Source organism: Oceanotoga teriensis (genome assembly GCF_003148465.1).
In the GTDB taxonomy this organism is placed as follows: domain Bacteria; phylum Thermotogota; class Thermotogae; order Petrotogales; family Petrotogaceae; genus Oceanotoga; species Oceanotoga teriensis.
The window spans coordinates 18,052-44,609 of record NZ_QGGI01000011.1; the positions used below are offsets into that span (position 1 = coordinate 18,052).

Genomic DNA, 26,558 nt, shown 5'->3' on the forward strand with positions numbered 1-26,558 from the left:
CTCCCATACAAAATATATTATTAGATCTTTTATATTTTATCACATAAAACCTTAAATTATGTTAAAAAAGCGGGGAAATTCCCCGCTTATTAAAAATAAAAGATATTTAATTTATATTTTTGTTCTTAATGGTTTATCTTTTGATATTTCTTCTAATGCCAATAATCTATCCCATTTAGCATTTACATATTTTTGCATTTCTTCAATAACTTCAGCAGAGTCATCTCTCTTTAGAAGTTTGTTGAATCTTCCAAGCTTAGTAACATAATCTGATACTGGTTTGAAGTTTCTTGGTTTTTTAGTTACTTTATATTCTCCCATGAAATATTCCCAAAGTGGCCAATATTTTGTTTCAACAGCCAATTTAGTCATCTCTGGACCTGAAGATTCAGGTATTCTCCAGAATCTAACACAAGGAGCTAAAACAGCTATAAAAGCAGGACCTTCAAATTCTAAAGCCTTTTCCATCTTTTTCATGAAATCCATTGGTTCTGAAGTTGATGCAGTTGCTGCATAAACTCCTTCATGACCTGCTATTATATCAACTATTGATTTTTTGAACTGGAGTTTTCCAGCTTTTGCTTTACCAACAGGTTCTGTTGTTGAGTCAGCACCAGTTGGAGTAGAACCTGATCTTTGGTTACCAGTGTTCATATAGCCTTCATTATCATATAATACATATACGAAGTCATGACCTCTTTCAATTGCTCCAGAAAGAGCTTGAAGACCTATATCATAAGTTCCACCATCACCTGCAAAAGCAATAAATTTAACTTTTTTATTATCAACTTTTCCTCTATTAACTAAAGATCTATAAGCTGCTTCAGCACCAGTTATTGTAGCAGCAACATTTTCAAAAGCATTATGAATATAAGGCACATTCCATGCTGTAAAAGGATAAATTGTTGTAGAAACTTCTAAACAACCTGTTGCAGCACCTACTACTGGCTCATAACCTAAAGCTTTTGCTGTTAAAGTAGCCCATTTAGCTACCATTGGCGCATTACAACCAGGACATAATCTGTGTCCTTGGGTAAAAGGCCAATCATTTTTATCAACATAATCTACCAATTGTTTAATATTTAATGGCACAAAATTCACCTCCAAATTAGTCTCTTAGTCCGAGGTATTTCTGTTCATTCAATTCGAGCTTATCATTTATAGCATCTTCAAATGCATCATGAAGCTGATGAGTTGTAACATCTCTACCACCAAGACCGTAAATATATGACCCCATCTTTGGCTTTTGTTCAGCATCATAAAGAGCTGATTTTACAAGTGAATAAAGAGGAGCTTCTTTACCGAAAGACATAGCTCTATCTAAAACAACAACGGCTTTTTTACCATTAAGAGCTTCTTTTATTTCTTTTTTAGGGAATGGTGTGAAAACCCAAGGTTTCAACAATCCTGCTTTTATTCCCTTATCTCTTAATTCATCAACAACATATTTAGCTGTTGATGCTGTAGAATTCAATACTACCATAACATATTCAGCATCTTCCATTTTATATAAATCTAAGAAATCATATTTTCTTCCTGAGATTTTTTCAAATTCTTCAAATACTTCTGGCAATAATTCATATGCTTTTTTCATAGCAGCTTCTTGTTGCATATGATGTTCATAATAATAGTCAAATAAGTCTAAAGAACCTAAAGTTACTGGTTTTTCTATGTTTAGTAATGGATACTTTGGTTCCCATTTACCAACAAAGTCTTTAACTATTCCATCATCTAAAGGTTCAAATATATCAACACCATGTGATGTTATGAATCCATCAAGGTTAACCATTGTAGGAAGTAAAACATCATCTTTTTCTGATATCTTTGTTGCAATTAATGTCATATCATAAGCTTCCTGATGATCTTCACAGAATAATTGTAACCAACCTGAATCTCTTACTAACATAGCATCAGAATGATCACAATGAATATTAATAGGTCCTGATAATGCTCTATTAACTATAGGCATTACTACAGGTAATCTATAAGAAGCAGCTATATAAACTATTTCAGTCATAAGAGCTAAACCATTAGCAGCAGTAGCTGTCATTGTTCTAGCTCCAGCAGCAGCAGAACCAACTACAGCACTCATTGCCGAATGTTCTGATTCAACAGGCACCATAACTGTATCTACTAAACCATCTGCAACGAAATCTGCATAATATTGAACTATTGGAGTCTGTGGTGTTATTGGATATGCAGCAACAACATCTGGGTTTATCTGTTTCATAGCTATTGCTACTGCTTTAGCGCCAGTAACGGCTAATTTATTTGGCATTAAGATATACCTCCTTTACTTCAAAAATTCTGATTCTGGTTTCATTTCAATTGCCTTTACAGGACAAATAGCTGCACAAGTACCACAGCCTTTACAATATGTCATATCAATACCAGTCATTTCTGTCTTTTTGCCATCTTCTGTTAATTGTCCTGTTATTGCCATATCTGGACAATATAACCAACATTGCATACAATTTATACATTTATCTTTATCGACTATAGGTCTCATTACTCTCCATTTACCAGTTTCATACTGTCTTGCTGTAGCTGGTTTATCAACGATACCACCTATAGGAAGTTCATTCCATTTTTCATTAGCCATTGATGTTCACCTCCGCAAATCCTCTGTCGAGTGCTCTCAAATTAGCGTCAACTATAGCTTGAGAGAATTTATGTGAAAATGCAGCGGTAACTTTTTGTTTTACAGAATCCATAGGAACTATATCTGTTAATTTTATTAAAGTTCCAATCATGACTGTATTTGGGATACCTCTTTTTATTTCTTCTAAAGCGATATCAGTTCCAGCGATAGTTGCTATTTTACCATTAAAACCTGTTATTTTACTAACTTCTTCTGGAGATTTTATAGTGTTAACCACCAAATAATTCTCTTCTGCTAAACCTGAAGTAATATCTGGGTTTCCAAGAAGTGTATCATCAATAACAACAACGATATCTGGGAATTCTACGTTGCTTCTTACTCTTACGGGTACTTCTGAGATCCTGTTAAAAGCTTTCATAGGAGCTCCTGATCTTTCGGCACCGTATTCAGGGAATGAAGTTGAATATTTTCCAGCATCTAGAGCGGCTTCGGCTAAAAATTGTGAAGCACTTTTTGCACCCTGACCAGCTCTACCATGCCATCTAACTTCGAAATACTTTTCTGGCACAATAATGCCCTCCTTTCAAAGAGATGTAAGTATATGTGAAAAAAATAATAATCTTAACAATTATTTCTAAATATTTTATAATCCAAATCATCAAATATTTTATCAAGCCATTCTATTTCTTTTAATCTTTTTTCATCGATTTTATTATCAAACATATAAAAAAGTTCAAAAAATCTATTTATATGTTCTTTTGTTCTTTTAACTGCATATTCTACAGTTGTTCCAGTTGTCATTATAAATGCCCAGTCAGAAGCTTGAGCAAGCAATAATTCTTTAGCCATTTGATTTAAAATCCTTATCAAAGTAGGATCTTTATCATCATATTTTGATGTTTTGACCATAATATCAGACATTTCAGATAAATGTTTATAAACCCAATCGTTAGATTTGTTCAACCATACATCATTGAATCCTTTTGCTCCCCAAGTAGAAGCACCTGGAGTTAACATCTGTACTTCTTCGAGACTTTCTATTATTTTAGAAGGTGTTGAAGATTCTATTTCATCATTTTTTTGAAGTTCTCTGAAAAAATTTTCAATAAAATAAGGTCCTTCAAACCACCAATGACCAAATAATTCAGTATCAAAAGGAGCAACTATTATAGGTTCTAAGTCGGGCATCATAGAGATTAATCTTTTAATTTGAGATCTTTTTTTTGATATAAAATCTTTTGCATGTTCTGAAACAGCTATAAAAGCTTCATCAATATCATAAAGTTCTTTTAGTTCTAGAGGTAACTTTTTATCAGTTATTTTATGATATTTTATTCCAGTGTTGATCCTCATGCCACTCGGATCAATAAATGGTTTTATGTATTCTAAACTTCTATCAAAACCAATATCTCTGTAAAATTCTCTATATCTTGAATCACCAGGATAACCTATATCAGAACTCCAAACTTGTTCTGAAGATTCAGGATCTCTTGAAAAAGCAAAAACTTTATTTTTTGTTATTATAGGTCTATAAACACTATATTTAGCAGGAGAACTTCCATACCAAAAAGCGTGAGAATCTACAAAAAAATAATTAAAATTAAATTCATTTAAATATTTATCGAGATCTGGTGTATATCCGCATTCAGCAAGCCATATACCTTCAGGGTTTTTATTAAAATTTTTGTAATAAGTATTTTTAGCAGTTATTAGTTGAGCTCTAATGGCAGCAGGATGATTCATCATGAAAGGAAGAAATCCATGTGTTCCATTACATGTTACCACTTCAATGTAACCTTTATCTTGAAATTCCTTGAAGCCTTTTAAGATATTATGACTGTATTGGTCGGAGAATAAGAATAAAATCCTTTCTAAATAAGAGTTATAGAATTTTGCCATTTTATATTTTCTTGGATCTTCTTCCTTAGTTTTTTCAATTTCTAATTCAGATAAAGTTATCATAGCTCTCAAATGTTTTTCATATTTAACTTGCAAATCTTCTGTAGTTAACATTTCCATCAGAGTAGGTGTAAAACTTATAGTTAAATTAAAAGGAATATTATCTTTTTCAAGTCTATTAAATACATCTAAGAGAGGTAAATATGTTTCTGTAATTGCTTCAAATAACCAATTTTCTTCCATAAAAAAGTCATAATTAGGATGTCTAACATATGGCAAATGAGAATGAAGTATGAAAAGAAATTTGCCCTTTCTCATATTAATCCCCCCTTTTTAAGAACTTAAACTATAATTACCAAAAGAATTACCTTTTATTTCTTCAATTGGTTTTATATAGGTATTTAATTTAACAGGTTTAGATATTATTTTCTGTTTTTTTATATTGAACCATTCTTCATTTTCTTTTATACTAGGATTTTTAGAAGGAATAAAAATATTTTTAGATTTCATAATTTCTTTAAAAATCCCATCATCTTTTAAATATCCAATACGAGCATAATAATTTTTATTACTATCATTTAAATTAAAATAATAATTATTCATATTAGATATATTTATATGTGTTTCAAAGATTCTAAAATCGTTTTCATCACAAAAACGTAAAATAACATTATTTTTTATTTTATCATTATTTAAAAGTTTTTTTGTTTTTTCATCAAAGTCCCAAAATATATAAATCCATTCATAGTTTACAGGTAAAATTTCAAGTTTGTTTTTTTTATAAGTTTTTTTAAGCTCTTTTGGCTCTAAATACATTTTTTTGGTATTCTTCCTTTCTGTTTTTTTATTATTAGAACTTTTATTTTCTAACAATCCTTGAGTATCTAATTCAAGTAATTTTTTCTTTATTTCTTTCAATATATCTCTTTTTTTCATGGATCTTCTTAGTCTTATGTTTAAGTTTTTAGCTGTTTTTCTTAATTCTTGTATACTTGGTTCATCTGTTTTTAAAATGTTTATTATATTTTCATCTAATTTCATAATACCCCCCCTCACATTAAGCTTTATTTAAAACAATTTTATCATAAAAAAATTAAAATTAAATACAAAAAAACGGAGCTAATAAAGCTCCGTTATAAGGGTGGGGGATCTATTCATTTTGAATAGGGGGTTACTTACATATACAAAATAATTATATCAATTGATTGTTAAATGAATTTATCAAAAAAACAAATATTAGTAAAATAAAATATTATATGATTATTAATAAAAAAGTTTAAATTATTATAAGTTTTTTATTTTAAAAAATGTCTTGATTAAGTATTAATTAAGATTAAAATTATAAAATTGAAAAAAAATCATATTTAAAGTATAATAATTTGTATGATTAAAAATTTTTGGAGGTGTTTTTGTGAATAAAAAAGTGGTAGTTTTATTTTCATTGTTGATGGCTTTATTTTCTCTTAGTTTTGCTGCAAATTTAGAAAGTTTAAAAATTGGTTATGTGGATTTTCAGGTTTTAACCGAAAATACAACTAAGTGGAAAAGTTTACAAGAAGATTATAAAAATGATTTTGATTTTTATCAAAATAAAATAAGTAAAATGGAAGAAGAATTTAAAAATTTTCAAGCAACAAATCCTTCTCAACAAGAACTTCAAAGAAGAGCTCAAGATTTACAAGTAAAAGTAAATCAATATCAGTCAACTATTCAAGAAGAATATGGAAATAAAACAAATAAATTATTACAAGAAATAAGAGATATTGCAGCTCAATATGGCAAAGAAAATGGTTTTGATATAGTATTATATGATCAGGGTGTAATATATGCAAGTGAAAAAATCGATATAACTGAAAAAGTTATAGAATATGTAAATAATAAATAATGAATAATTTAGTGGAATGTATAGGAATATACAAAAAATATGGAAGAAAAGAAGTGCTTAAAAATGTTAATTTTTATGCTGAAAGAGGAAAAATAACAGGGATACTTGGACCTAATGGTGCAGGTAAAAGCACTCTTTTTAAAAGTATATTAGGATTAGTTATACCAAATAAAGGTGATGTATACCTTGATGGTGAAAAACTTACTCATTTACCAATACACAGAAGAGCTCTTAAGGGAATGGCTTATTTACCTCAGGAGCCTTCTGTTTTTAAAAATTCTACTGTTAAAGATAATTTATACATGATTGCAGATCTTTTAAAAATAGAAAATAAAGATGAAAAAATAAAAAAAATATCAGAAGATTTTGGAATACAAGATTTATTAACTCAATATGCTGATTCATTATCTGGTGGAGAAAAAAGAAGATTGGAATTTGCAAGAACTCTGTTAATAAATCCAAAAGTTATAATGCTTGATGAACCATTTGTTGGAATAGATCCAATTACTGTTAAAGATATTCAAACTATAATAAAAAAATTATCAAAAGATGGAATATCTGTAATAGTAACAGATCATAATGTTGATGAAATTGCTCAAGTTGTAGATGATTTATATGTTGTACATAAGGGTAATATAATTGCACATGGAATACCACAAGAAGTTTTAGAGTTAAAGGAAGTAAAAGATAATTATCTTGGATATTGAGGTGATTTAATGAATATAGGAGTTATAGGATATTCTGGGGATAAAAATTTAGAACCAGTAAAATCTTTAAAGAACATATGTTTTGAAATTGGAAAACTTATTGCTGAAAATGGAGACACTTTATTAACTGGTGGAAGAGACGGAATAATGGATTTTGTTTGTGAATCAGCTTATAAAAATAATGCTAATGTTGTAGGAATTCTTCCGTGGGATGAAGAAGGAAATAAATATTTAAATACAACCATAAAAACAGGTCTCGATTTTTCTATGAGATCTTTTGTTTTATTAAAATCTGTTGATATTGTTATAAGTGTTGGTGGACAAGTTGGAACAGCTTTAGAAATACTTGGAGCTTATGCATATAAAAAACCTATCATATTAATGAGAGGAACAGGTGGATGGACTGATACGGTGACTAAGACGTTAATAGAGGATAAATATTTAGATAATAGAAAAATGGTAGAATTATATCAAGCTTATAATATAGAAGAATTATCTCAACATATAAATAATTTAAGAGGAGATGTCAACTTATGATAAGAGTACGATTTGCTCCCAGCCCAACAGGATATTTGCATGTTGGTGGGTTGAGAACAGCTCTTTTCAATTGGTATTTTGCTAAGAAAAATAATGGGAAATTCATATTGAGAATAGAGGATACCGATACAGAAAGATCTAAAAAAGAGTATGAAGATATGATATTGGAAGAAATGAAATGGGCAGGTCTTGATTATGATGAAGGCCCTGACAAAGTTGGAGAATATGGTCCATATAGACAAACAGAAAGATATGAAATATATAAAAAATATATTTTAAAACTTTTAGAAGAAAAGAAAGCTTATTATGCCGTTTATGATGAAAATCAAGAAAATATAATATATAAAAGTTATGAATATCCAGAAAAATACAAAGATAAAAGTATAACAGTTAATTTTAAAGTTCCAAAAAATCAAAAAATAAAATTTACAGATATGATAAAAGGTGAATTAGAATTTGATTCTAATATTTTTGATGACTTTGTTATATTGAGATCTAATGGAGTTCCTGTATATCAGTTTACGGTAGTTATAGATGATTATTTGATGAAAATAACTCATGTTATAAGAGGAGAAGATCATATATCTAATACTCCAAAACAAATAATGTTATACAATGCTCTTGGAGTCAAATCTCCTGAATTTGGACATTTGTCTTTAATACTTGGTGAAGATAAAACACCATTATCAAAAAGGCATGGTGGTACAGCAGTCACATATTTTAGAAAAGAAGGATATTTGCCGCATGCGTTGATGAATTATTTAAGTGTTCTTGGTTGGAATGCTGAAAATCAGATATATAATTTTAAAGAAAAAATTGAAGATTTTAATATAAATGATGTTTCTCCAAGATCTGCTGTTTTTGATTACAAAAAATTGTTATGGATCGATGAAGAACATCTAAGAAATGAGGAAGATGAAAAAATATATCAATTTTTTATGAATTGGTGTAATTACAATGATATAGAAATAAAGGCTGATGAAAAGCTTGTAATAAAGACTATTTCTATATCTAAAAGTAAAGTTAGTACATTAAAACAATTGTTCGAATTTATTGAAAATTATTTTAGAGATGATTTTGAATATGAAGAAATATATATAAAAAAATTTGTGGAAAAAGAATGGTTTAAATCACTCATGCAGAAATCCATAGAAATTATAAAAAAAGCCGAAGACTTTTCTATTGATGGTGCAGGTAAAACACTTCAAAAAATTGCAGAAGAAAAAATAACAGGGAAGAAAAATACATTCCAATCTATTAGAGGAGCATTACTTGGAAAACTTGTAACTCCAGGTTTATATGAAACAATAGCTATTTTGGGAAAAGAAGAAGTTATAAAAAGATTAGAAAGAGCTTTAAATATAAAATAGAGGTGAAATATGAAAAAAATAATTCTCATAATTTCTCTACTATTAAGTTTTAATTTTTTATTAGCAAATAATTTTTCATTGTATATAAAAAATTATGATGAAAAAGAGAGAATCGTTACATTGTCTTTGAATGCTAATTTTGTTCATATTGATATACCAAAAGTATATATAGAGTATGGTGGGATTAGAAGATTGATAGAAGTTAATAAAAAAAATTCTGGAAATTATGAGATATATTTAAATTTTTCAAAATATCCTGCAGTTGATTTAAGTTTCTATATCTATGCTCATGATATAGCAGAAAATAAAAGATATGCATATTTCCCTGATTTGCTTAATAAAAGAGACTATTCCTTATTTGCTGATATAGATATAACTACATCTAAAAGTGAAAATGGAAGTAATTATTATTTAGGAATAAATAAAAGTGATAGAATAAATTTAAATCAAATAACAGGTGAGAATTTTTATACTAAAGATGAAAAAATATTTTTAAATCATCTAAATTTTATAGAAGATGGAATACATAATTTTTATTTTGAATTTAAAACCAAGAATAATTATTATTTCACAAAAAAAGTAAAAATATTAAAAATAAAAGATATTATAATAACAGAAAATAATTTAAAACCAAAACAAAAGATAAATATATTCAATTATCATGTTGTTCAAAGCGGAGATAATATATATAAAATAGCTGAAAAATATGAAGTTACACCTGGTGATATAGTGAGTATAAATGGAATAACAGAACCTTCAAAAATATATATAGGGCAGATATTAAAAATAGGTAATATAGACTATTATGAAAGTCCATTACGCATAGAAATAGATTTATCAAAAAATATGCTACATCTTTATTATAGAGAAGAATTATTAAAATCATATATAGTTGCAGTTGGTAGATCGGATTCTACTCCACCAGGATATTATAAAATCTTTTATAAAGAAAAAGAACCACCTTTATATTGGAATGATGAAATAATACAATCTGGATCAGTTATAAATGGAATAGGAAGTAGATGGCTTCAATTATCTGTTCCAAAATATGGCATTCATGGAACTACAAAGCCTTGGGAAATAGGAAAAAGAATTTCTCATGGTTGTATAAGAATGTTTAATTTTGATGTTGAAGAATTAGACTTTATAATTTCTTTGGGAACTGAAGTATATGTTTATAAAAGTGATGAAAATATAGATATTATAAAAAAAATAAAAGAAGATGAAGAAATTTGATTCATCTTCTTTGTTTTAGGAGTGAAAAATGAAAAAAGAATATATAATTCCAATATTTATACCTCATGGAGGATGTAAAAGACAATGTGTTTTCTGTAATGAATATGCTGCAACTGGACTTAAAGAATTTCCGGAAAGACATAAATTAGAAGAAGAATATAATAAGTATAAACAATATTTTCCAGAAAAAAATAATATTTATATAGCTTTTTATGGTTCTACTTTTACTGCATTGAAAGAAAAAGAAATGAAATATTATTTGGATTGGGCTGATGAAAAAATAAAGAAAAATGAAATAAAAGGTATAAGATTTTCAACATCCCCCGAAGAAATTAATTATGAAAAAATAAAAATTTTAAATGATTATAAAATTTCTGTTATAGAAATAGGGGTACAATCATTTTTTGACGATGTTTTAAAACATTCTAATAGATCCCATAATGTAAAAGATATATTCAATGCTATTGATATATTAGATAAAAATAATTATTCGTATGGGCTTCATTTAATGACTGGCTTACCAAAAAGTACTTTTGAAAAAGAAATAAAATCTGCTGAGATATTATCTAAAACAAATGCAAAATTTGCAAGAATTCATCCAACAGTAGTTTTAAAAGGGAGTATACTTGAAGAGTATGAAAAAAATAATAAATATAATCCTGAAAGTTTAGAAGAAGCTATAAAGAAAACTTCGAAGATGACTATTAAAATTGAGAAAGAAAATATAAAAGTCATAAGACTCGGCTTGTGTTTGTATGGAAAAGAGATAAATAATGTTTACTCTGGACCTTATCATAAAAGTTTTGGAGACCTTGTTAGAACAAATATAAATAGGTATATACTGACTTATTTAAAGGATGATTTAAAAATACCAAAATCTATGAAATCACAATTTATTGGATTTAAAAAAAGAAATAAAGATCTTATAAATGAAAATATATTTTATGATGGAATATGTATTAAATACAAAAATAAAAGTATTAGTTTAGCTGATATATATAAAATAATAGATAAAAAAATAGAAGACTGATAAGTCTTCTATTTTTATGGGGTGGCTAGTGGGGCTCGAACCCACGACATCAGGAGTCACAGTCCTGCGTTCTACCAACTGAACTATAGCCACCATCAATTATTAATATTAAAAAAGCGCCACTAAAACTTTAAATAAAGAAGTGGCGCGCCCAGAGAGGCTCGAACTCCCAACCCCTGGATTAGAAATCCAGTGCTCTATCCTGTTGAGCTATGGGCGCTGGAGCGGTAGACGAGAGTCGAACTCGCAACCCTCGGCTTGGAAGGCCGATACTCTACCAATTGAGCTACTACCGCATATATGGTCGGAGCGACTGGGATCGAACCAGCGACCTCCGGTTCCCAAGACCGGCGCGCTACCGGCTGCGCTACGCTCCGCTTCATCTATTTCCGAAGTATATAATATCATATAAAAAACCTTTTGTCAATACTTTTGCTTTTCAAGAAAATTGAGAGTTTGTTAATTTTCTGATTTGATACCTTTTATAAACAAATTATAATGTCTAAGGATATTGAATTCAGCGGAAAGTAGCCTTTATAATGTTTAAAATAAAATTTTAGAATTTTATCAAATTCTTATCATTTATAAACTATACTTGCTACTATTGTAAATCCATTATCTTCTTTTGATACATGAACTTTTACATTTTGTTTTTCAACAGAAAAATTTCTATATGCAAAATCTTTAATATAATTAACAACTGAATTAATTTCATCTTCAGATGCGTTCTTTATATGAACTCTTGTAGTCTGAGGATTTTGATTGCCACTTCTAACAAATTTTTTCATTCTATCAGTAGCAACTTTACCACTTTTTTGTTTTTTTGAGAAAGGCCACATAATAATCAACCTCTTTTCCATAATTTGTTGAAAAATCCAAAAAAGCCTTCCGAATTTTGAGAAAATTTTTTAATATCTTCATTTACAGGAATAAAATTTCCGGAAATTCTTTCAGTGATATTATCAAAAACATAAGCCATCTTACTATTTTCATCTAAAGAAAGTGGTTTTCCTTCATTTGTAGATATTATTATATCTTCACTATCAGGAATTATTCCTAAGATATCAATTGCAAGTGCTTCTTTTATATCATCAGCTGAAACCATATCATTTCTTTTAACCATTTTGGGTTTTAATCTATTTACTATGAGGGACATATTTTTTTCTGTATAACCATGATTTTCAAGAAGACCAATAACCCTATCTGCATCACTGATAGCTGTTAAATCTGGTGTTGTTACAACTATAGCATGTTGAGCTCCTATTATAGCATTTGAAAAACCTTGTTCTATACCGGCTGGAGAGTCTATTATTATATAATGAAAATGCTTTGAAAGAATAGCAATTATTTCTTTCATATCAGCGGGAGTAACCATATTTTTATTTGCTGTTTGAGAAGAAGCTAATAAACTCAAATTTTTCATATACTTATGTTTTACAAGAACATCTAATACATTTTTATTACCATTGACGACATCCATTATAGTATAAACAATTCTATTTTCAAGACCTAAAACAAGATCTAAATTTTTTAATCCTATATCGGCATCAATTAAGCAAACATTATAACCTTTGCTTGCAAGTGAAGACCCAATATTAGCTGTAATTGTGGTTTTTCCAACTCCACCTTTACCAGAGGTAACCACAAATACTTTAGAACTTTCTTCCATAAAAACCCCTCCGATTTTTTCAAATCAACTATATTTAATAATATTATACATTAATAAAAAAGTAATTCAAAATTTAAAATTAAAAAAAATAGCAAAAAAGTCGGGAATAAATCCCGACTTTTTTATAAAAGATAATTATTCTTCTACTTGAATTGCTTGTACAGGGCAAGAATCAGCAGCATCCTGTGTACATGGTGCATCTGTTTCAGGAGCAATTGCTTCTGCTTTACCTTCGTCTGTTATTGAGAAAACGTCTGGACATAAGTTTTCACAAACTCCACAACCGATGCAAGCATCTCTGTCTACAAATACTTTCATTAAAACGCACCTCCTGCCTAAAATATGGAACTATTCCAGAGTTATTATACCACAATTTTTTATTTTTCAAAATGGATTTTTTTTGTCGCATTAACAATTCTTTCAACCATATTTATTCCAACTCTATATTGAGCTTCTTTCGTTGTAGCGCCAATATGAGGAGTAGCTACGACATTGTCAAAAGATAAAAGTTTTGTATAAATTTCTCCTTTGGCAGGTTCTTTTTCAAAAACGTCCAATCCAGCACCTAAAATTTTTTCATCTTCAAGTGCTTTTAATAAAGCTTCTTCATCCAATACTCCACCTCTTGCACAATTTATCAATAAGGCACTTTTTTTCATCATATTTAATTCCTTATCAGAAATCAAATGATGAGTTTTTTCATTATGAGGGATATGTAATGAAATTATATCGCAATTTTTTAATATATAATCTAAATCTACTTGTTCAATATTATAATTATCTTTATCTTCTTCAGATATTTCATAAATATCGTAAACAAAAACTTTATCATTAAAACCAGATACAAGTTTTGAAAGATGTTTCCCAATATTTCCAAAACCAATTATTCCAAAATTTTTGTTGGAAAGTTCTAAGCCTTTTAAGAGCTTCTTTTCCCATAGACCTTCTCTTATGCCATTTGTACCTCTATTTAATTTTCTATATATTGATAATATCATACCAACTACTAATTCAGCTACAGACAAAGAATTTTGACCTGGAGTATTTAGAACTTCAATTCCAAATTCTTTAGCAGCTACCTGATCTATATTATCTAAACCCATACCAGCTCTACCTATTATTTTTAAAGAATCTTTTCCAGCTTCTATTATTCCTCTTGTAACTTTAGTAGCCGATCTAACTACAAGAATGTCTATATTCTTTACTTCATTTTTTAATTCTTCTGGTTCTAAATGATTATTTGTTATAGTAAATTCAGGTAACTCATCATTAAATTTTTTTATAGCAGATTCAGCCATACCATCATTTAAATGAATTCTCATATTAAACACCTGCCTCTAAGAATACTTTTTCAGCAGCTTTTACACCTGAACCCAATTCAACATCATATCCAAATTTAGTTAAAGCCATTTCAAGAGCTGATATACCTACAATTACATCAAATTGTGACATATAACCAAGATGAGCAACTCTAATTATTTTTCCTTTTAAAGTGTCTTGACCACCAGCAAACGTAACTCCCCATGAATCTCTTAGAAAACTAACTATTTTTTTACCATCCACATTTTCTGGAACTTTTATTGAAGTTAGAACATTTCCAGGATTTTTTGCGAAAATCTCTAAATTCATAGCTTTCATAGCTGCTCTTGTCGCAATTGCCATCAATTCATGTCTTTCCCATAATCCTTCTATTGTTTCTTCTTTTAACATCTCAACTGATTTTGCCAATTGATAGACAAGGTTTATAGGTGGTGTCCAAGGAGAATCAGGGAATTTTTTTGAATAATAATTGATATCGAAGTAATATCTATTATTTGTACAATTTTTTGCAATTTCAAGAGCTTTAGGACTAAAAGATATCAATCCAATACCAGGAGGCATCATAAATCCTTTTTGAACTCCAGTTACAACTACATCTATTCCCCATTCATCCATTTTTAAAGGTTGAGCTAGTAATCCAGAAATTGAGTCAACAACTAAAACAGCATCAAATTCCTTTACCACTTTAGCTATTTCTTCTATTGGGTGTACAGTTCCTGTAGAAGTTTCACTCAATGTAGTAAAAACAGCTTTAGTATCTGGATTTTTTTCTAATTCTTCTCTGATTTTTTCAGGAGTTACAAAATCACCCCATTCTAAAACTATTTCGTTTAAATCCGCTTTAAAAGCTCTACAAATATCTCCCCATCTTTCACCAAATTTTCCAGAATTAACAGAAATAGCTTTATCACCAGGATTTATAAGGTTTGCAACAGCTGTTTCCATAGCCCCTGAACCTGATGAAGAAAGTATGAACACTGGATTTTCTGTTTGGAATAAATATTTACAACCATCGAGAGCTCTTTTTTGAATTTCAAGATACTGAGGTGTTCTGTGATGTATAGTATCTTTTGCTCCTTCTAAAAGAATATCTACAGGTACTGGAGTAGGTCCAGGTGCCATCAAATAATTTTTTCTAACCATTTTAGCCATAATTTTTCCCTCCCCTGAGAAAAAATTTTCGTGAAAAAAATTTCATATAAACATTTATATTTTACATTATATTTTAAAATAATTAAAATAACAATTCATTAAGATAAATGAAGAAAACTAAAAATAATTAATATATATTACTTATAAGCACTTATAACTTTGATTGATTAAAATAAAGTTTTTTGAAGTACCCTTTTTTGTATTTTTAATTTTTTTGTAAATAAAAAGACAAAAATGAATTCAAAAAGTAATAAAAGTATGTTATTATATAAATGAATTTGAAAAAGATATATAAAAATATATATGAAATATAAAGGAGGAATTTAAATGCTTTTGGGAATCAAAAATGTTAAAGAAATAGTAGAGGAATTGAATAATTATCTTGCGGATTTAAATGTTTTTTATGGTAAACTTCATAATTTACATTGGAATGTAGAGGGAAAGGAATTTTTTACTGTACATGAAAATGTTGAAAAAATATATGATAAAGTCAATGAAGAAATAGATGAAATTGCTGAAAGAATATTAACACTTGGACAAAGACCAAAGGTTAAATATAGTGAATATTTAGAGATCTCAAATATAAAAGAAATAGAGAGTAAGGGTTATAATGGTAAAGAAGTAATAGATGTAATAATTTCAGATTTTGAATACATTATAAATAAAATAAGAAATATTATAGAAAAAGCATCTGAAAACAATGATGAAGTTACTGCAGATATATTAACAGGTAGTTTAGCATATTATGAAAAAACAGCATGGATGTTAAATGCTATGAATAAATAAAAATAAAACCAGCTTAAAAGCTGGTTTTTTTTGGCACGCCCGGAGGGAATCGAACCCCCAACCTACGATTTTGGAGACCGTCGCTCTGCCAATTGAGCTACAGGCGTATATCCGAAGATTATTATATCACAAAAAAAATATATATTCAAGTTTTAATTGTATCTTTTTTATAAAATTTATTTTTTCTTTTTTAAGTAATTAAATTCATATCTAAATAATAATATGCAAATAACTCCAAAAATAAAAATACTTATATTATAGGTTGGAAAATTGTTTGGATCTAAAGCATATGCTAACCAATTAGAAAGATATTTTAATAAATCAAAAACAAACAAAATAATTCCCATAAGAGATGCAACTATTATATGAGCAGATTTATGATACCAAATATGGTTATTATTAAAAAGTCCATAAAAAGATGTTAATCCTATTATAAAAAGAGTCAAAGAATAAAATAAATCATAAGAAAAAAATATAACGGTTAATGAAAAAGATATAACAGATAATAATATTATAAATATATTTTTCATAAGAACATACCTCCAATATAATAAACGATATTGGCTAGAAGATATGCTATTAAAGTGGTATAAAAAAATGTGAAAAAAGTCCATTTCCAACTACCTGTTTCACTTTTTATTATACCCAATGTTGCAAAACATGGTACATAGCCAAGTATAAAAAATATTAAAGCCATAGCTGAAGCAGGAGATAAAGAATTTCTTAAGTTCATTATTAGAGAGTCTCCAGAGGCATTAAATAAAGTTGAATAACTTGAAACTACGATTTCTTTAGCTGCAACTCCAAAAACTAATCCTGTATTTACTCGCCAATCCCATCCTAAATGAGATGTTATAGGTTCAAAAAATTTACCTATTTGAGCTGCATAAGATGAATTGATATTATTTGAAGCTGGAAAATAAGATAAAAACCATATTAAAATAGTTGCAATTAATATTATTCCACCAGCTTTCTCAAGAAAATGTTTTCCTTTATTCCAAGTATAAAATAATAAATTCTTAATAGTTGGCATTCTAAATCTTGGTAATTCAATTGTGAATGGAATATTTTCCGTTTGAGTTATAAATTTTTGTATAAGTTTTGCCGATAATAAAACTAATAAAATCGAAGATAAATATATTATCAACATTATTGTGGCTGAATTTTTACTAAAAAAAGCACTTATTAAAAGAATATAAACAGGTAATCTTGCAGAACATGATGCAAATGGTATACTCAATATTAAAGCCATTCTTTCTTTTTTATTTGAAACAGTTTTTGTAGACATTATAGCTGGTACATTACAACCAAAACCAAGTATTATGGACATAAAAGATCTTCCAGAAAGACCAAATTTTCTGACTATTTTATCTACAAGAAAAGCTGCCCTTGGTAAATAACCAGATTCCTCTAAAAAACCCATAAAAAAGAATAGAACAAATATTTGCGGTATGAAAACAAGAACACCACCAACTCCAGCAATTATTCCATCTACTATTAATGAATTCAACCAAGGTATTTTAATAAAACTTGAAATCCAGTTTCCTAGACTTGAAAAACCAATATCTAAAAGATCTGAGAGTGGACTTGCTATATTAAAAGTTAATGAAAAGACCATAAATAAAGCAATTATATATATCAAAAGTCCTAATACTTTATGAGTTAAAACATGATCTAACACATCTCTTAAAGACCAATCTCTTCCTTTGGAAATTACAGAAGAATCAACAATATTTCTTATAAATCCAAACTTCCAATTAAAAAATAATTCTTTTAAATCTTTCATATCATGAGTAGATTTTAATTTTTTTACAAGATTTTCAGGATAATCAAAGTTCTTTTCTTCAAATTCTAAAAAATTTATTCCAAGCCATTTATTATTATAATTTTTTAAAGAATCAAATTTTTTAGATTCAGATATAAAAGAATCTAAAAAATCATTTATTTCTTCAGGATATTTTATAAAATATTTTAAGTTTTTTGTATTGTTTGATAATTTTATTATTTCATTCAAGAGTTTGTCTATACCAATTTGATTTTTTGCAGAGGTTAAAATAACAGGTATGTTTAAGGTTTTAGAAATTATTTCTGGGTTTATAATTTTTCCTTTTTCTTCAGCTTCATCGATAGAATTTATTGCTAAAATAACTGGTATTTCCATCTCCATTATTTGTATTAGAAGATACATAGACCTCTCAAGATTCAAAGCATCTGCAACTACTATCACAAAATTTGGAATTTCATTCAAAAAATAATCTCTTGCAACTCTTTCATCTTCGCTTTGAGCAGATAAAGTATATATACCTGGTAAATCAACTAATCTAAAATTTTTATCATTATATTTAAAACTTCCAACTTTTTTTTCAACAGTTACACCAGGCCAATTTGCAACATATTGTTTTGTTCCAGTCAAAATATTGAATAAAGAAGTTTTTCCAACATTAGGATTACCTATTATTGCAATTTCATTGATCACAACCGTCACCGCCAAGAACAGGATTTTTTTTACAAAAACCTGATACAGGACAACCAGAACAATCTGTATTTATCTTATTAACAACTTCAAACCTTAAACCTCTCGATATTAAAAAAGGTATTATAATATTCATATCACTAGTGCTCAAATTAAAATGTTTTTTTATATCTTCAACAGTAGAAGATTTATTTTTTTTGGCAAAATTAATAATTTCAGAAAAATTAATCATAAAAAAGCCTCCAAATTTTTAAAGTTTCTTACATAATATTTTTTTTGCTTTTCCTTTATTTATAGTTATTTTAGACGAATTATTTTTCAAAATTATTTTTCCATTAATATTTTTTATAACTTCTATTTTAGAACCTTTATAAAGTCCATTAGAAGATAAAAAGTTTTCTAATAATTTACCAGAATTAACCGATAATATAGTATAATTACCAGTAGTACAATCAGAAAGATTTAATATTATTTCTGATACATCTATATATATTCTTTCAGCTTCAGATCTTCTCAACATAAGTTTGTTATCATCTATTTTATAAACCATTGGATCATTAAATGGTGATATATGTGCTAAGGTAATAGTTTTTCCTGGTATAAGGCCCATAGCCTGAAACCTTTCTTTTTGATCTGAAGGAAAATCTAATCTCGAAATATTTCCTGAAAAACCTATTGAAAGATATGTTAATGGCAATATCATAATTAATATCTCCTTTTAAAATCTATCACTAATAATATTTTACCATATGATATAAAGTTAGATGTACCTAATTATATTAAGAAAGTAAAAATTTATAAAACAATTATTAAGATTCTTATATATATATTTCAAAATAAAATGATTTCAAAAAAATAATATAACAAAAAAACCCACCTAACGGTGGGTTATGGCTGGGAGAGGAGGATTCGAACCTCCACTCTCGGAGTCAGAGTCCGATGTCCTGCCATTAGACGATCTCCCAGTGAATACGTAGATTATTATAGCATAAAAAAATAAAGCTGTCAATATATTGCTTTTTAACAAAGTTATAATTATTTTTGAACTTTTATAAAAGATAGAGGTCTAAACATATGGGTAAATAATCCCGAAAGGGGGAACATAACTTGGCAAAAAAAGATGAAACAAAAGAAATACTATCTAAACTTCAGGAAATCGAATTTGAAGAACTAAAAGAGGATGGTGATGAGGCTGTAATAAAATTAAAGAATAAAAAGAAAAAAATAAAAAATGTAGATAGTATCATAAAGTTATTGATTAGAAGTGCCAAGAAAAAAGAAAATGTTTTAACTTACTCTGACATTGATGAAGCTTTACCCGCAGAAGCATCTGATGAAATAGACAGCAATTTTATAGAAAAGATTTATGCATCGCTTGAAGAAGAAGGAATTACAATTTTAGAAGAAAATGAAGAAGAACAAGAAGATGATGATGAAGATATAGAAGATGAAGAGGTTATAGAAATACTTGAAGATGTAGAAATGAAAATGTATGATAATATATCTCTTGGGGACCCTATAAAAATATATTTAAAAGAAATATCTAAAGTTAATTTATTAACACCAGCAAGGGAAAGACAATTGGCAAGAAGAGCACAAAAACAAGACAAAAGAGCAAGAGATGAATTGATAAAAGCAAATTTAAGACTTGTAATAAGTATAGCGAAAAGATATACGGGAAGAGGATTGAGTTTTTTAGATTTAATTCAAGAAGGAAATATAGGACTGATAAAAGCAGTAAATAAATTTGATTGGAAAAAAGGATTTAAATTTTCTACATATGCAACTTGGTGGATAAGACAAGCAATAACAAGAGCAATAGCAGATCAGGCAAGAACTATAAGAATACCTGTGCATATGGTTGAAACTATAAATAAAATGAATAAAACTATAAGAGAATATTTACAAGAGAATGGAGAGTATCCAACTGCACAAGAATTATCTAAACTCATGGATAAACCAGTTGAAAAAGTTAATGAAATACTTATGAGTGCTAAAGATATAATATCTTTGAATTCACCAATTTCAAGTGGAAATGGTGATGATGATGAATCAGAAACAGGAGATTTTATAGGTTCTGATGATTTAACTCCAGAAGAAGTTGCTCAACAAATGATATTAAAAGAAAAACTTGAAGAAGTACTCGATACCCTTCATCCAAAAGAAGCACTTGTATTAAAAATGAGATATGGTTTTTTAGATGGAAAACAAAAAACTTTAGAAGAAGTTGGACAATTTTTTAATGTCACAAGAGAAAGAATTAGACAAATAGAAACGAAAGCATTAAGAAAACTGAGACATCCAAGCAGAAGTTCACAATTGAAAGATATAGTAGATGGTTAAAAATAATTAAAAGCGGATCTTTATGAATTCAATAAACATTTAGATCCGCTTTCTTATGTAAATTTAATTTAAATATTTACTTTCAACCATTATGCAATATTCAAAATTATATTCGATATCATTTAATGTTTCAAGGTATCTTTCAAGTTCTATTGATTCTGCTCCAGGCTGATACCAAAATTTTTTAAACCCATTTTCATAAGCTTTTTTAGTTATATCGAGACCTATTTTTGCAGGAACAACAAACACAATCAATTGAACCTCTTCTGGAAGTTCATCAATATTCTTATAATTTTTAATATTTTCTATAATCTCTTCATTAGGATTCACAGGATATATATTAAATCCTTTTTGTTTTAAGTTTTTAACAATTTTGTTTCCATATTTTTCTGAATTATTTGAAGCACCAATTATGGCAATATTTTTAATATCTTTCAAAGATATCATTTTTATCCCTCCTCGAAATCTTCGATAGTTTCTAAAGCGGTATGCCATGCAAGAGTGAAGCACTTTATTCTCATAGGATAAGTAGAAATATCTTTAAATATATCTAAGTCACCAATTATATGTTCATTAAAACTTTTCCCTTGGGACATTTTTATAACTTCATTTATGAGTTCTTTACCCTTTTCAGTATTTAATCCTTTTAGAGCTTCACACAGCATAGAAGTAGATGCCTGAGAAATTATACAACCATGTCCCTTGAATTTAGCATCTTTTATGATATCATCTTCTATTTTTAAAAATAAATTTATTTCATCACCACAAGATAAATTTTTAGCATGGTTTTCATAAGCATTTTCTAAAGAACCTTTAAATTGAGGATTTTTTGCATAATCAAGAATAATTTCAGAATATAAATCTTCTAAACTCATTTTAACCACTCCCAAACTTTTATCAATCCATTATAAAGTTTGTCTACATCATTTTTATCATTGTAAATATAAAAACTTGCTCTACATGACGATTGAATTCCAATATCCTTCATAATTAATTGAGCACAATGATGACCAGAACGAATTGCAATTCCAGTTAAATCATTTAATAAATGTGAAACATCATGAGGATGAATGTTTTTTAAATTAAAAGATATTATTCCAAATTGAGAAGAATCTTTAGGACCGTACAATTCTATAAAATCTAATTTATTTAATTTATTTATTGCATATTGTGTAATATCTGATATATGATCCGAAATTAAATCAAATCCTATTTCATCTATTATTTTTATTGCTTCATTTAAACCTGAAATCCCTTCCATATTTGGAGTACCAGCTTCAAATTTATAAGGTAAAATATTGAAAGATGTATCTTCATAATCAACTTGATCTATCATTTCACCGCCAAATAGAAATGGATTCATATCATTCAAAATTTTTTTCTTTCCCCACAAAATACCTATACCACCAGGAGCTAACATTTTATGACCTGAAAATGCTACAAAGTCAGCATTTAATTCTTTTAAATTTATTTCATGATGAGGAACATATTGTGCCGCATCTATTAAAATTAAAGTTTTTTCATTTATATTTTTAATTTTTTTAATCAGATCTTTAATATCTATAATTTGTCCTGTGACATTTGAATGAGCAGTAATAGCAACTAATCTTGTTTTTTTATTTATATTATTTAAATATTCAGATTCATTAAAAATGCCATCTTTATTCTTAAAAACCTTAGTATTTATATTAAAATTTTTCCCTATTTGTTGCCAAGGGACAAAGTTTGCATGATGTTCTAAACTATTTAAAAGAATTTCATCACCATCATTAAAAAAATTTGAAATAGCTAAAGAATAAGCAACAAGATTTATTGATTCCGTAGTTCCTTTGGTAAAAATAATTTCTTTAGAAGAAGAAGCATTCAAAAAATCTTTTAATAAATCTCTAGTTTCTTCTAACAATAAAGTAGATTCAGCTGCTAATGTATGACTTGATCTATGTACATTTGATCTATGATTTAAAGAATATTCATAAACTCTGTTTGCGACTCTTTTTGGTAAAAGAGTCGTCGCAGCAGAGTCTAAATAAACTAATTTGTTTTCATTAATATTGCGTTTCAAACTGGGAAATTCTAAATCAAATTTTTGACTCAATAACATTTCTAATCACCTCAGAAGTTTCTTTATGATACTTTTCTACTTCGTCTATAAAAGATTCAAAAATAGCTAAAGAAAGAAGCCTTTTAGCTTCTACTTTAGAGAAACCTCTTGTCATAAGATAATAAAGCGTATCTTCATTTAAAGTTCCAACAGAAGCAGCATGAGAAGCATTAACTTCATTTTCGTCTACTAATAAACTTGGTATGGCTTCTGCTCTTGATTTTTCTGATAATAAAAGAGTATGTTCAGATTCAGAAGCATTAGCTTCTTTTGCATTTTTCTTTATGTCTAAAGTTCCTCTAAAAACAGCTTTTGAAAGATCTTTTAAAACACCTTTCCCAGTAATATCGCCAGTAGTATTTTTTCCATAAAATCTTATCAAATAAAACATATCGATTATATTATCATTATATCCAAGAAAATAAGGTTTCATAAATGCATTTGAATTTTCACCACTAAGTCTAAAAATATAATGTGGAGAAGAAATTCTTCCACTTATATGAAGGTCGTAAACATTTACAGTTGCATTTTCACCAACCTCAAATAAAGCATTATCTATATTTATATCTTTGTCACCTAAATGAGCTACATTTATTATTGTTAATTCAGCATTTTTACCTAAAAAACCTCTTAAAGAAGTTGTTCTAAAACCATCTTCGTTACTACCATTTAATATTCTAACTACAGTAACTTTAGAATTTTCTTTTATATTAAAAATTGTATTTTCATATATAGGATTATCTAAATTATATTCTAATATTATAGGCTTTTTTTCTTCATTTTTTTTAGTTTTTATATAAAATCCAGTATTAAAAAAAGTATCTGACATTAAAAAAAACTTTCTATTAGCACCTTCCATATCATATTTTGCAAGAATTTTTAAACCTTCTTCATCTATATTATCTATTGATAAAGGATTACCTGAAATTTTTGGATTAATTTTCTCTATATATTTTAATGGATCATAACCATTCAGTTTTGTTCTTTTCCATTTAGGAAATCCCCATTGTTTATAAGATTCATATCTTGTTTTTTTAAAAGTTATTAGATCTTTATTTTTATACTGTTCAATAGATCTTGAAAGTTCATTTTCATTATAATCTATTTCAGATTCAATTTGTGGAACTTTAGATTCCACAGTTAAAAAATTATTATGTTTTAAATCTATTGCTTTTTCAAATATTGTTTCCATTTATTAATTCACCTCTTTCACAATGATATCAACCTATAGATGATTCAACTTCCATATTTATAAGTCTGTTCAATTCAATTGCATATTCTATTGGAAGTTCTTTTGCAAAAGGTTCAACAAAACCTCTAACAACCATAGCTTTTGCTTCTGCTTCAGAAAGGCCTCTTGTCATCAAATAATAAATTTGTTCATCTTTAATTCTTCCGATTTTTGCTTCATGACCAACGTCAGCTTCATTTGTATGAACTTCTATAAGAGGAACAGTATCACTTTTTGATTTATTATCCAGCATCAAAGCTTGACATTCTACAGAAGCTTTAGCACCTTTTGCATTTTCACCAATTTTTAACCATCCTCTATAAAAAGCCCAACCTCCAGCAACACTTATAGATCTTGCATCAATATTTGCAGAAGTATAAGGAGCAAACATCATAACCTTTGATCCAGCATCCATATGTTGATTAGAACCGGCATAAGTAATAGCCTTAGTTTCGGTTTTAGCTCCTTTTCCTCTCAAAATAGAAGAAGGATATATCATAGTTTTAAAAGAACCAAGTGAACCAGATACCCATTCCATTATTCCATCTCTATCAACAATAGCTCTTTTAGTATTCAAATTATAAGTATTTTTACTCCAATTTTGAATAGTTGCATATTTAACTCTTGCAGATTCTTTTACATATATTTCTACCATTCCAGCATGTATATTTGTAGTATTATAAAAAGGAGCAGAACATCCTTCAATGAAAGCTAATTCAGATCCTTCTTCTGCAACTATAATCGTATGTTCTAATTGACCCATTCCTGGATTATTCATTCTGAAATAAGCTTGTAATGGTAGAGGAACTTTAACGCCACGAGGAACGTACAAAAATGTCCCTCCGCTCCATATAGCTCCATGCAATGCTGCATATTTATGGTTTGTAGCTGAAACAGCTTTCATAAAATATTGTTTTACAAGATCAGGGTATTTTTTTACAGCAGTTTCCATGTCCATAAAAATAACACCTAAATCTTCAAGATTTTTCTGAACATGTTGATAAACGACTTCTGAATCGTATTGAGCTCCAACGCCCGCCAAAGCTTTTCTTTCAGCTTCTGGAATACCTAGTTTTTCAAATGTATCTTTAATTTCATCAGGTACCTCATCCCAAGAGTTTGTTCTTTTGGCATTCGGTTTAATATAAGCAACTATTTTACTTAAATCTAAATCTTTTAAATCTACTCCAAATTGCGGATCCTTCCAAGATTCAAATATTTTAAGAGATTTTAATCTCAAATCTAACATCCATTTTGGTTCTTGCTTTTGTTCTGAAATTTCATATATTATTTGCTTATTAAGGCCTGGTACAGACTTATAAGCATACATTTCAGGATTTCTAAAATCAAATCTACTTTGATCTACAAGAAGATCCTTCATATCAAAATCTTTATTAGACATCTTAACCACTCCTTAATTAAACTATCCTTCAATCATAGAATAACCATTTTCTTCTATTTCTTTAGCCAATTCGGCACCACCAGTTGTGATTACATGACCTTGTGAATAAACATGAACAAAATCTGGAATAACATAATTCAAAATTCTTTGATAATGAGTAATTAAAAGTATACCCATGTTCTCAGTTTTAAATTTATTTATCGATTCAGCAACTATTCTTAAAGCATCAATATCTAAACCTGAATCAATTTCATCAAGAATAGCTAATTTAGGATTTAAAAGACCCATTTGCATTATTTCACTTTTCTTTTTTTCTCCACCAGAAAAACCATTATTTACATATCTATCTAAAAATAATTTATCCAAATAAACTGTGTCAGAAAGTTCATCGATTTTTCTGCTTAATTTCAAAGCAGATATACTATCATTTTCGTTTATATTTCTATAAGAATTTAATAAAAATTGCCTCATTTTAACTCCATCAACTTCTTCTGGTGCTTGAAAAGACATAAATAAACCTAATTTAGCTCTTTCATCAGTAGAAAGATCAAGAATAGATTGTCCTTTAAAAAGAATATCACCTTCGAGAACTTCATATTTTGGGCTTCCCATTATAACATTTGCCAAAGTTGATTTACCAGAACCGTTAGGCCCCATTATTGCATGAATTTCTCCAGAATTAATAGTTAAATTTACACCTTTTAATATTACATTACCATCTTCTACTACACTAGCCTTTAAATCTCTCACTTCTAATATTTTTTCCATTTAAATGCCTCCTCACAAACATTCAAATCAGATTGTTTTTGTTGTAT

General features: G+C 28.1%; 29 protein-coding genes and 6 tRNA genes. 8 read left to right on the top strand and 27 right to left on the bottom strand.

Annotated elements, in window-relative coordinates:
- Positions 1-111: 111 nt before the first annotated feature.
- Genes C7380_RS08250 through C7380_RS08275 form a run of 6 tightly spaced genes read right to left on the bottom strand, consistent with a single transcriptional unit; the run spans position 112 to position 5,542 of the window.
- Positions 112-1,092, bottom strand: a complete 981-nt coding sequence (locus tag C7380_RS08250; RefSeq protein WP_109605035.1) for a thiamine pyrophosphate-dependent enzyme — start codon at positions 1,090-1,092, stop codon at positions 112-114.
- 16 nt (positions 1,093-1,108) lie between these two features.
- A complete protein-coding gene (porA, locus tag C7380_RS08255; RefSeq protein ID WP_109605036.1) occupies positions 1,109-2,278 on the bottom strand; it encodes a pyruvate ferredoxin oxidoreductase in 1,170 nt (389 codons plus the stop codon).
- A gap of 15 nt (positions 2,279-2,293) precedes the next feature.
- Positions 2,294-2,602, bottom strand: coding sequence for a 4Fe-4S binding protein (locus tag C7380_RS08260; protein WP_109605037.1), 309 nt, complete (start codon positions 2,600-2,602; stop codon positions 2,294-2,296).
- Entirely contained in the window at positions 2,595-3,170 is a 576-nt protein-coding gene (locus C7380_RS08265; protein WP_109605038.1) for a 2-oxoacid:acceptor oxidoreductase family protein, read from the bottom strand. Before C7380_RS08265 ends, C7380_RS08260 begins: the two co-directional genes overlap by 8 nt.
- A gap of 53 nt (positions 3,171-3,223) precedes the next feature.
- On the bottom strand, positions 3,224-4,819 hold the full coding sequence (locus tag C7380_RS08270) for a glycoside hydrolase family 57 protein (RefSeq protein WP_109605039.1): 1,596 nt from the start codon (positions 4,817-4,819) through the stop codon (positions 3,224-3,226).
- 15 nt (positions 4,820-4,834) lie between these two features.
- The gene (locus C7380_RS08275; RefSeq protein WP_109605040.1) at positions 4,835-5,542 is read right to left on the bottom strand and encodes a DUF4912 domain-containing protein; all 708 of its coding nucleotides are present in this window, start codon (positions 5,540-5,542) and stop codon (positions 4,835-4,837) included.
- 370 nt (positions 5,543-5,912) lie between these two features.
- On the opposite strand from C7380_RS08275, the gene C7380_RS08280 reads away from it, so the two are divergent.
- From C7380_RS08280 to C7380_RS08305, 6 genes are read left to right on the top strand one after another with little or no spacing between them, the layout of a single operon-like run.
- Entirely contained in the window at positions 5,913-6,386 is a 474-nt protein-coding gene (locus C7380_RS08280; RefSeq protein ID WP_109605041.1) for an OmpH/Skp family outer membrane protein, read from the top strand.
- The gene (gene lptB / locus C7380_RS08285) at positions 6,386-7,093 is read left to right on the top strand and encodes an LPS export ABC transporter ATP-binding protein (RefSeq protein ID WP_109605042.1); all 708 of its coding nucleotides are present in this window, start codon (positions 6,386-6,388) and stop codon (positions 7,091-7,093) included. The genes C7380_RS08280 and lptB overlap by 1 nt, the downstream gene beginning before the upstream one ends.
- Positions 7,094-7,102: 9 nt before the next feature.
- Positions 7,103-7,630 (top strand): TIGR00725 family protein, encoded by a 528-nt coding sequence (locus tag C7380_RS08290; RefSeq protein WP_109605043.1) that lies wholly within the window; start codon positions 7,103-7,105, stop codon positions 7,628-7,630.
- Positions 7,627-9,000: a glutamate--tRNA ligase gene (gene gltX / locus C7380_RS08295; RefSeq protein ID WP_109605044.1), complete on the top strand. Its 1,374-nt coding sequence runs from the start codon at positions 7,627-7,629 to the stop codon at positions 8,998-9,000. The genes C7380_RS08290 and gltX overlap by 4 nt, the downstream gene beginning before the upstream one ends.
- 9 nt (positions 9,001-9,009) lie before the next feature.
- Positions 9,010-10,236 carry a L,D-transpeptidase family protein gene (locus C7380_RS08300; RefSeq protein ID WP_109605045.1) on the top strand — a complete coding sequence of 409 codons (1,227 nt, stop codon included), beginning with the start codon at positions 9,010-9,012 and terminating at the stop codon, positions 10,234-10,236.
- A gap of 28 nt (positions 10,237-10,264) precedes the next feature.
- The gene (locus C7380_RS08305; protein ID WP_109605046.1) at positions 10,265-11,266 is read left to right on the top strand and encodes a radical SAM protein; all 1,002 of its coding nucleotides are present in this window, start codon (positions 10,265-10,267) and stop codon (positions 11,264-11,266) included.
- Between the two features lie 17 nt (positions 11,267-11,283).
- Here C7380_RS08305 and C7380_RS08310 read toward each other — a convergent pair.
- From C7380_RS08310 to C7380_RS08350, 9 genes are all read right to left on the bottom strand, one after another.
- Positions 11,284-11,359: transfer RNA gene (locus C7380_RS08310), tRNA-His, on the bottom strand.
- Between the two features lie 50 nt (positions 11,360-11,409).
- A tRNA-Arg gene (locus C7380_RS08315) sits at positions 11,410-11,486 on the bottom strand.
- Positions 11,487-11,562: transfer RNA gene (locus C7380_RS08320), tRNA-Gly, on the bottom strand. It abuts the tRNA gene before it with no gap.
- Between the two features lie 5 nt (positions 11,563-11,567).
- Positions 11,568-11,643, bottom strand: a tRNA-Pro gene (locus C7380_RS08325).
- A 201-nt stretch (positions 11,644-11,844) separates the two neighbouring features.
- The gene (locus C7380_RS08330; RefSeq protein ID WP_109605047.1) at positions 11,845-12,105 is read right to left on the bottom strand and encodes a hypothetical protein; all 261 of its coding nucleotides are present in this window, start codon (positions 12,103-12,105) and stop codon (positions 11,845-11,847) included.
- 5 nt (positions 12,106-12,110) lie between these two features.
- A complete protein-coding gene (gene minD, locus C7380_RS08335) occupies positions 12,111-12,935 on the bottom strand; it encodes a septum site-determining protein MinD (RefSeq protein WP_109605048.1) in 825 nt (274 codons plus the stop codon).
- A 135-nt stretch (positions 12,936-13,070) separates the two neighbouring features.
- Positions 13,071-13,253, bottom strand: coding sequence for a ferredoxin (locus C7380_RS08340; protein WP_109605049.1), 183 nt, complete (start codon positions 13,251-13,253; stop codon positions 13,071-13,073).
- Between the two features lie 59 nt (positions 13,254-13,312).
- Positions 13,313-14,257: an NAD(P)-dependent oxidoreductase gene (locus C7380_RS08345; RefSeq protein WP_109605050.1), complete on the bottom strand. Its 945-nt coding sequence runs from the start codon at positions 14,255-14,257 to the stop codon at positions 13,313-13,315.
- A gap of 1 nt (position 14,258) precedes the next feature.
- Positions 14,259-15,407: a pyridoxal-phosphate-dependent aminotransferase family protein gene (locus C7380_RS08350; RefSeq protein WP_109605051.1), complete on the bottom strand. Its 1,149-nt coding sequence runs from the start codon at positions 15,405-15,407 to the stop codon at positions 14,259-14,261.
- 327 nt (positions 15,408-15,734) lie between these two features.
- On the opposite strand from C7380_RS08350, the gene C7380_RS08355 reads away from it, so the two are divergent.
- Positions 15,735-16,193, top strand: a complete 459-nt coding sequence (locus C7380_RS08355) for a Dps family protein (protein ID WP_109605052.1) — start codon at positions 15,735-15,737, stop codon at positions 16,191-16,193.
- A 31-nt stretch (positions 16,194-16,224) separates the two neighbouring features.
- Here C7380_RS08355 and C7380_RS08360 read toward each other — a convergent pair.
- The 6 genes from C7380_RS08360 to C7380_RS08385 all read right to left on the bottom strand — a co-directional run bounded on the left by C7380_RS08360 (position 16,225) and on the right by C7380_RS08385 (position 19,631).
- Positions 16,225-16,300 (bottom strand) — tRNA-Trp (locus C7380_RS08360).
- Between the two features lie 69 nt (positions 16,301-16,369).
- Entirely contained in the window at positions 16,370-16,723 is a 354-nt protein-coding gene (locus tag C7380_RS08365; protein ID WP_109605053.1) for a hypothetical protein, read from the bottom strand.
- Complete coding sequence (gene feoB, locus C7380_RS08370; protein WP_109605054.1) at positions 16,720-18,669, bottom strand: ferrous iron transport protein B; 1,950 nt, start codon at positions 18,667-18,669, stop codon at positions 16,720-16,722. The genes C7380_RS08365 and feoB overlap by 4 nt, the downstream gene beginning before the upstream one ends.
- On the bottom strand, positions 18,659-18,898 hold the full coding sequence (locus C7380_RS08375; RefSeq protein ID WP_109605055.1) for a hypothetical protein: 240 nt from the start codon (positions 18,896-18,898) through the stop codon (positions 18,659-18,661). Before C7380_RS08375 ends, feoB begins: the two co-directional genes overlap by 11 nt.
- Positions 18,899-18,916: 18 nt before the next feature.
- Positions 18,917-19,369 (bottom strand): FeoA family protein, encoded by a 453-nt coding sequence (locus tag C7380_RS08380; protein WP_109605056.1) that lies wholly within the window; start codon positions 19,367-19,369, stop codon positions 18,917-18,919.
- Between the two features lie 188 nt (positions 19,370-19,557).
- A tRNA-Gln gene (locus C7380_RS08385) sits at positions 19,558-19,631 on the bottom strand.
- Positions 19,632-19,773: 142 nt separating this feature from the next.
- On the opposite strand from C7380_RS08385, the gene rpoD reads away from it, so the two are divergent.
- Positions 19,774-21,009: an RNA polymerase sigma factor RpoD gene (gene rpoD / locus C7380_RS08390; RefSeq protein ID WP_109605057.1), complete on the top strand. Its 1,236-nt coding sequence runs from the start codon at positions 19,774-19,776 to the stop codon at positions 21,007-21,009.
- Between the two features lie 63 nt (positions 21,010-21,072).
- Here rpoD and C7380_RS08395 read toward each other — a convergent pair whose 3' ends face one another.
- Genes C7380_RS08395 through sufC form a run of 6 tightly spaced genes read right to left on the bottom strand, consistent with a single transcriptional unit; the run spans position 21,073 to position 26,511 of the window.
- Positions 21,073-21,453 (bottom strand): CoA-binding protein, encoded by a 381-nt coding sequence (locus C7380_RS08395; protein WP_371682085.1) that lies wholly within the window; start codon positions 21,451-21,453, stop codon positions 21,073-21,075.
- 5 nt (positions 21,454-21,458) lie between these two features.
- Positions 21,459-21,884 (bottom strand): Fe-S cluster assembly sulfur transfer protein SufU, encoded by a 426-nt coding sequence (gene sufU, locus C7380_RS08400; protein ID WP_170110825.1) that lies wholly within the window; start codon positions 21,882-21,884, stop codon positions 21,459-21,461.
- Entirely contained in the window at positions 21,881-23,110 is a 1,230-nt protein-coding gene (locus C7380_RS08405) for a SufS family cysteine desulfurase (protein ID WP_109605060.1), read from the bottom strand. The genes sufU and C7380_RS08405 overlap by 4 nt, the downstream gene beginning before the upstream one ends.
- On the bottom strand, positions 23,088-24,302 hold the full coding sequence (locus tag C7380_RS08410; RefSeq protein WP_109605061.1) for a SufD family Fe-S cluster assembly protein: 1,215 nt from the start codon (positions 24,300-24,302) through the stop codon (positions 23,088-23,090). Before C7380_RS08410 ends, C7380_RS08405 begins: the two co-directional genes overlap by 23 nt.
- A gap of 28 nt (positions 24,303-24,330) precedes the next feature.
- Positions 24,331-25,743 (bottom strand): Fe-S cluster assembly protein SufB, encoded by a 1,413-nt coding sequence (gene sufB, locus C7380_RS08415; protein ID WP_206050568.1) that lies wholly within the window; start codon positions 25,741-25,743, stop codon positions 24,331-24,333.
- Positions 25,744-25,764: 21 nt separating this feature from the next.
- Complete coding sequence (gene sufC, locus C7380_RS08420; protein ID WP_109605062.1) at positions 25,765-26,511, bottom strand: Fe-S cluster assembly ATPase SufC; 747 nt, start codon at positions 26,509-26,511, stop codon at positions 25,765-25,767.
- Between the last annotated feature and the right edge of the window lie 47 nt (positions 26,512-26,558).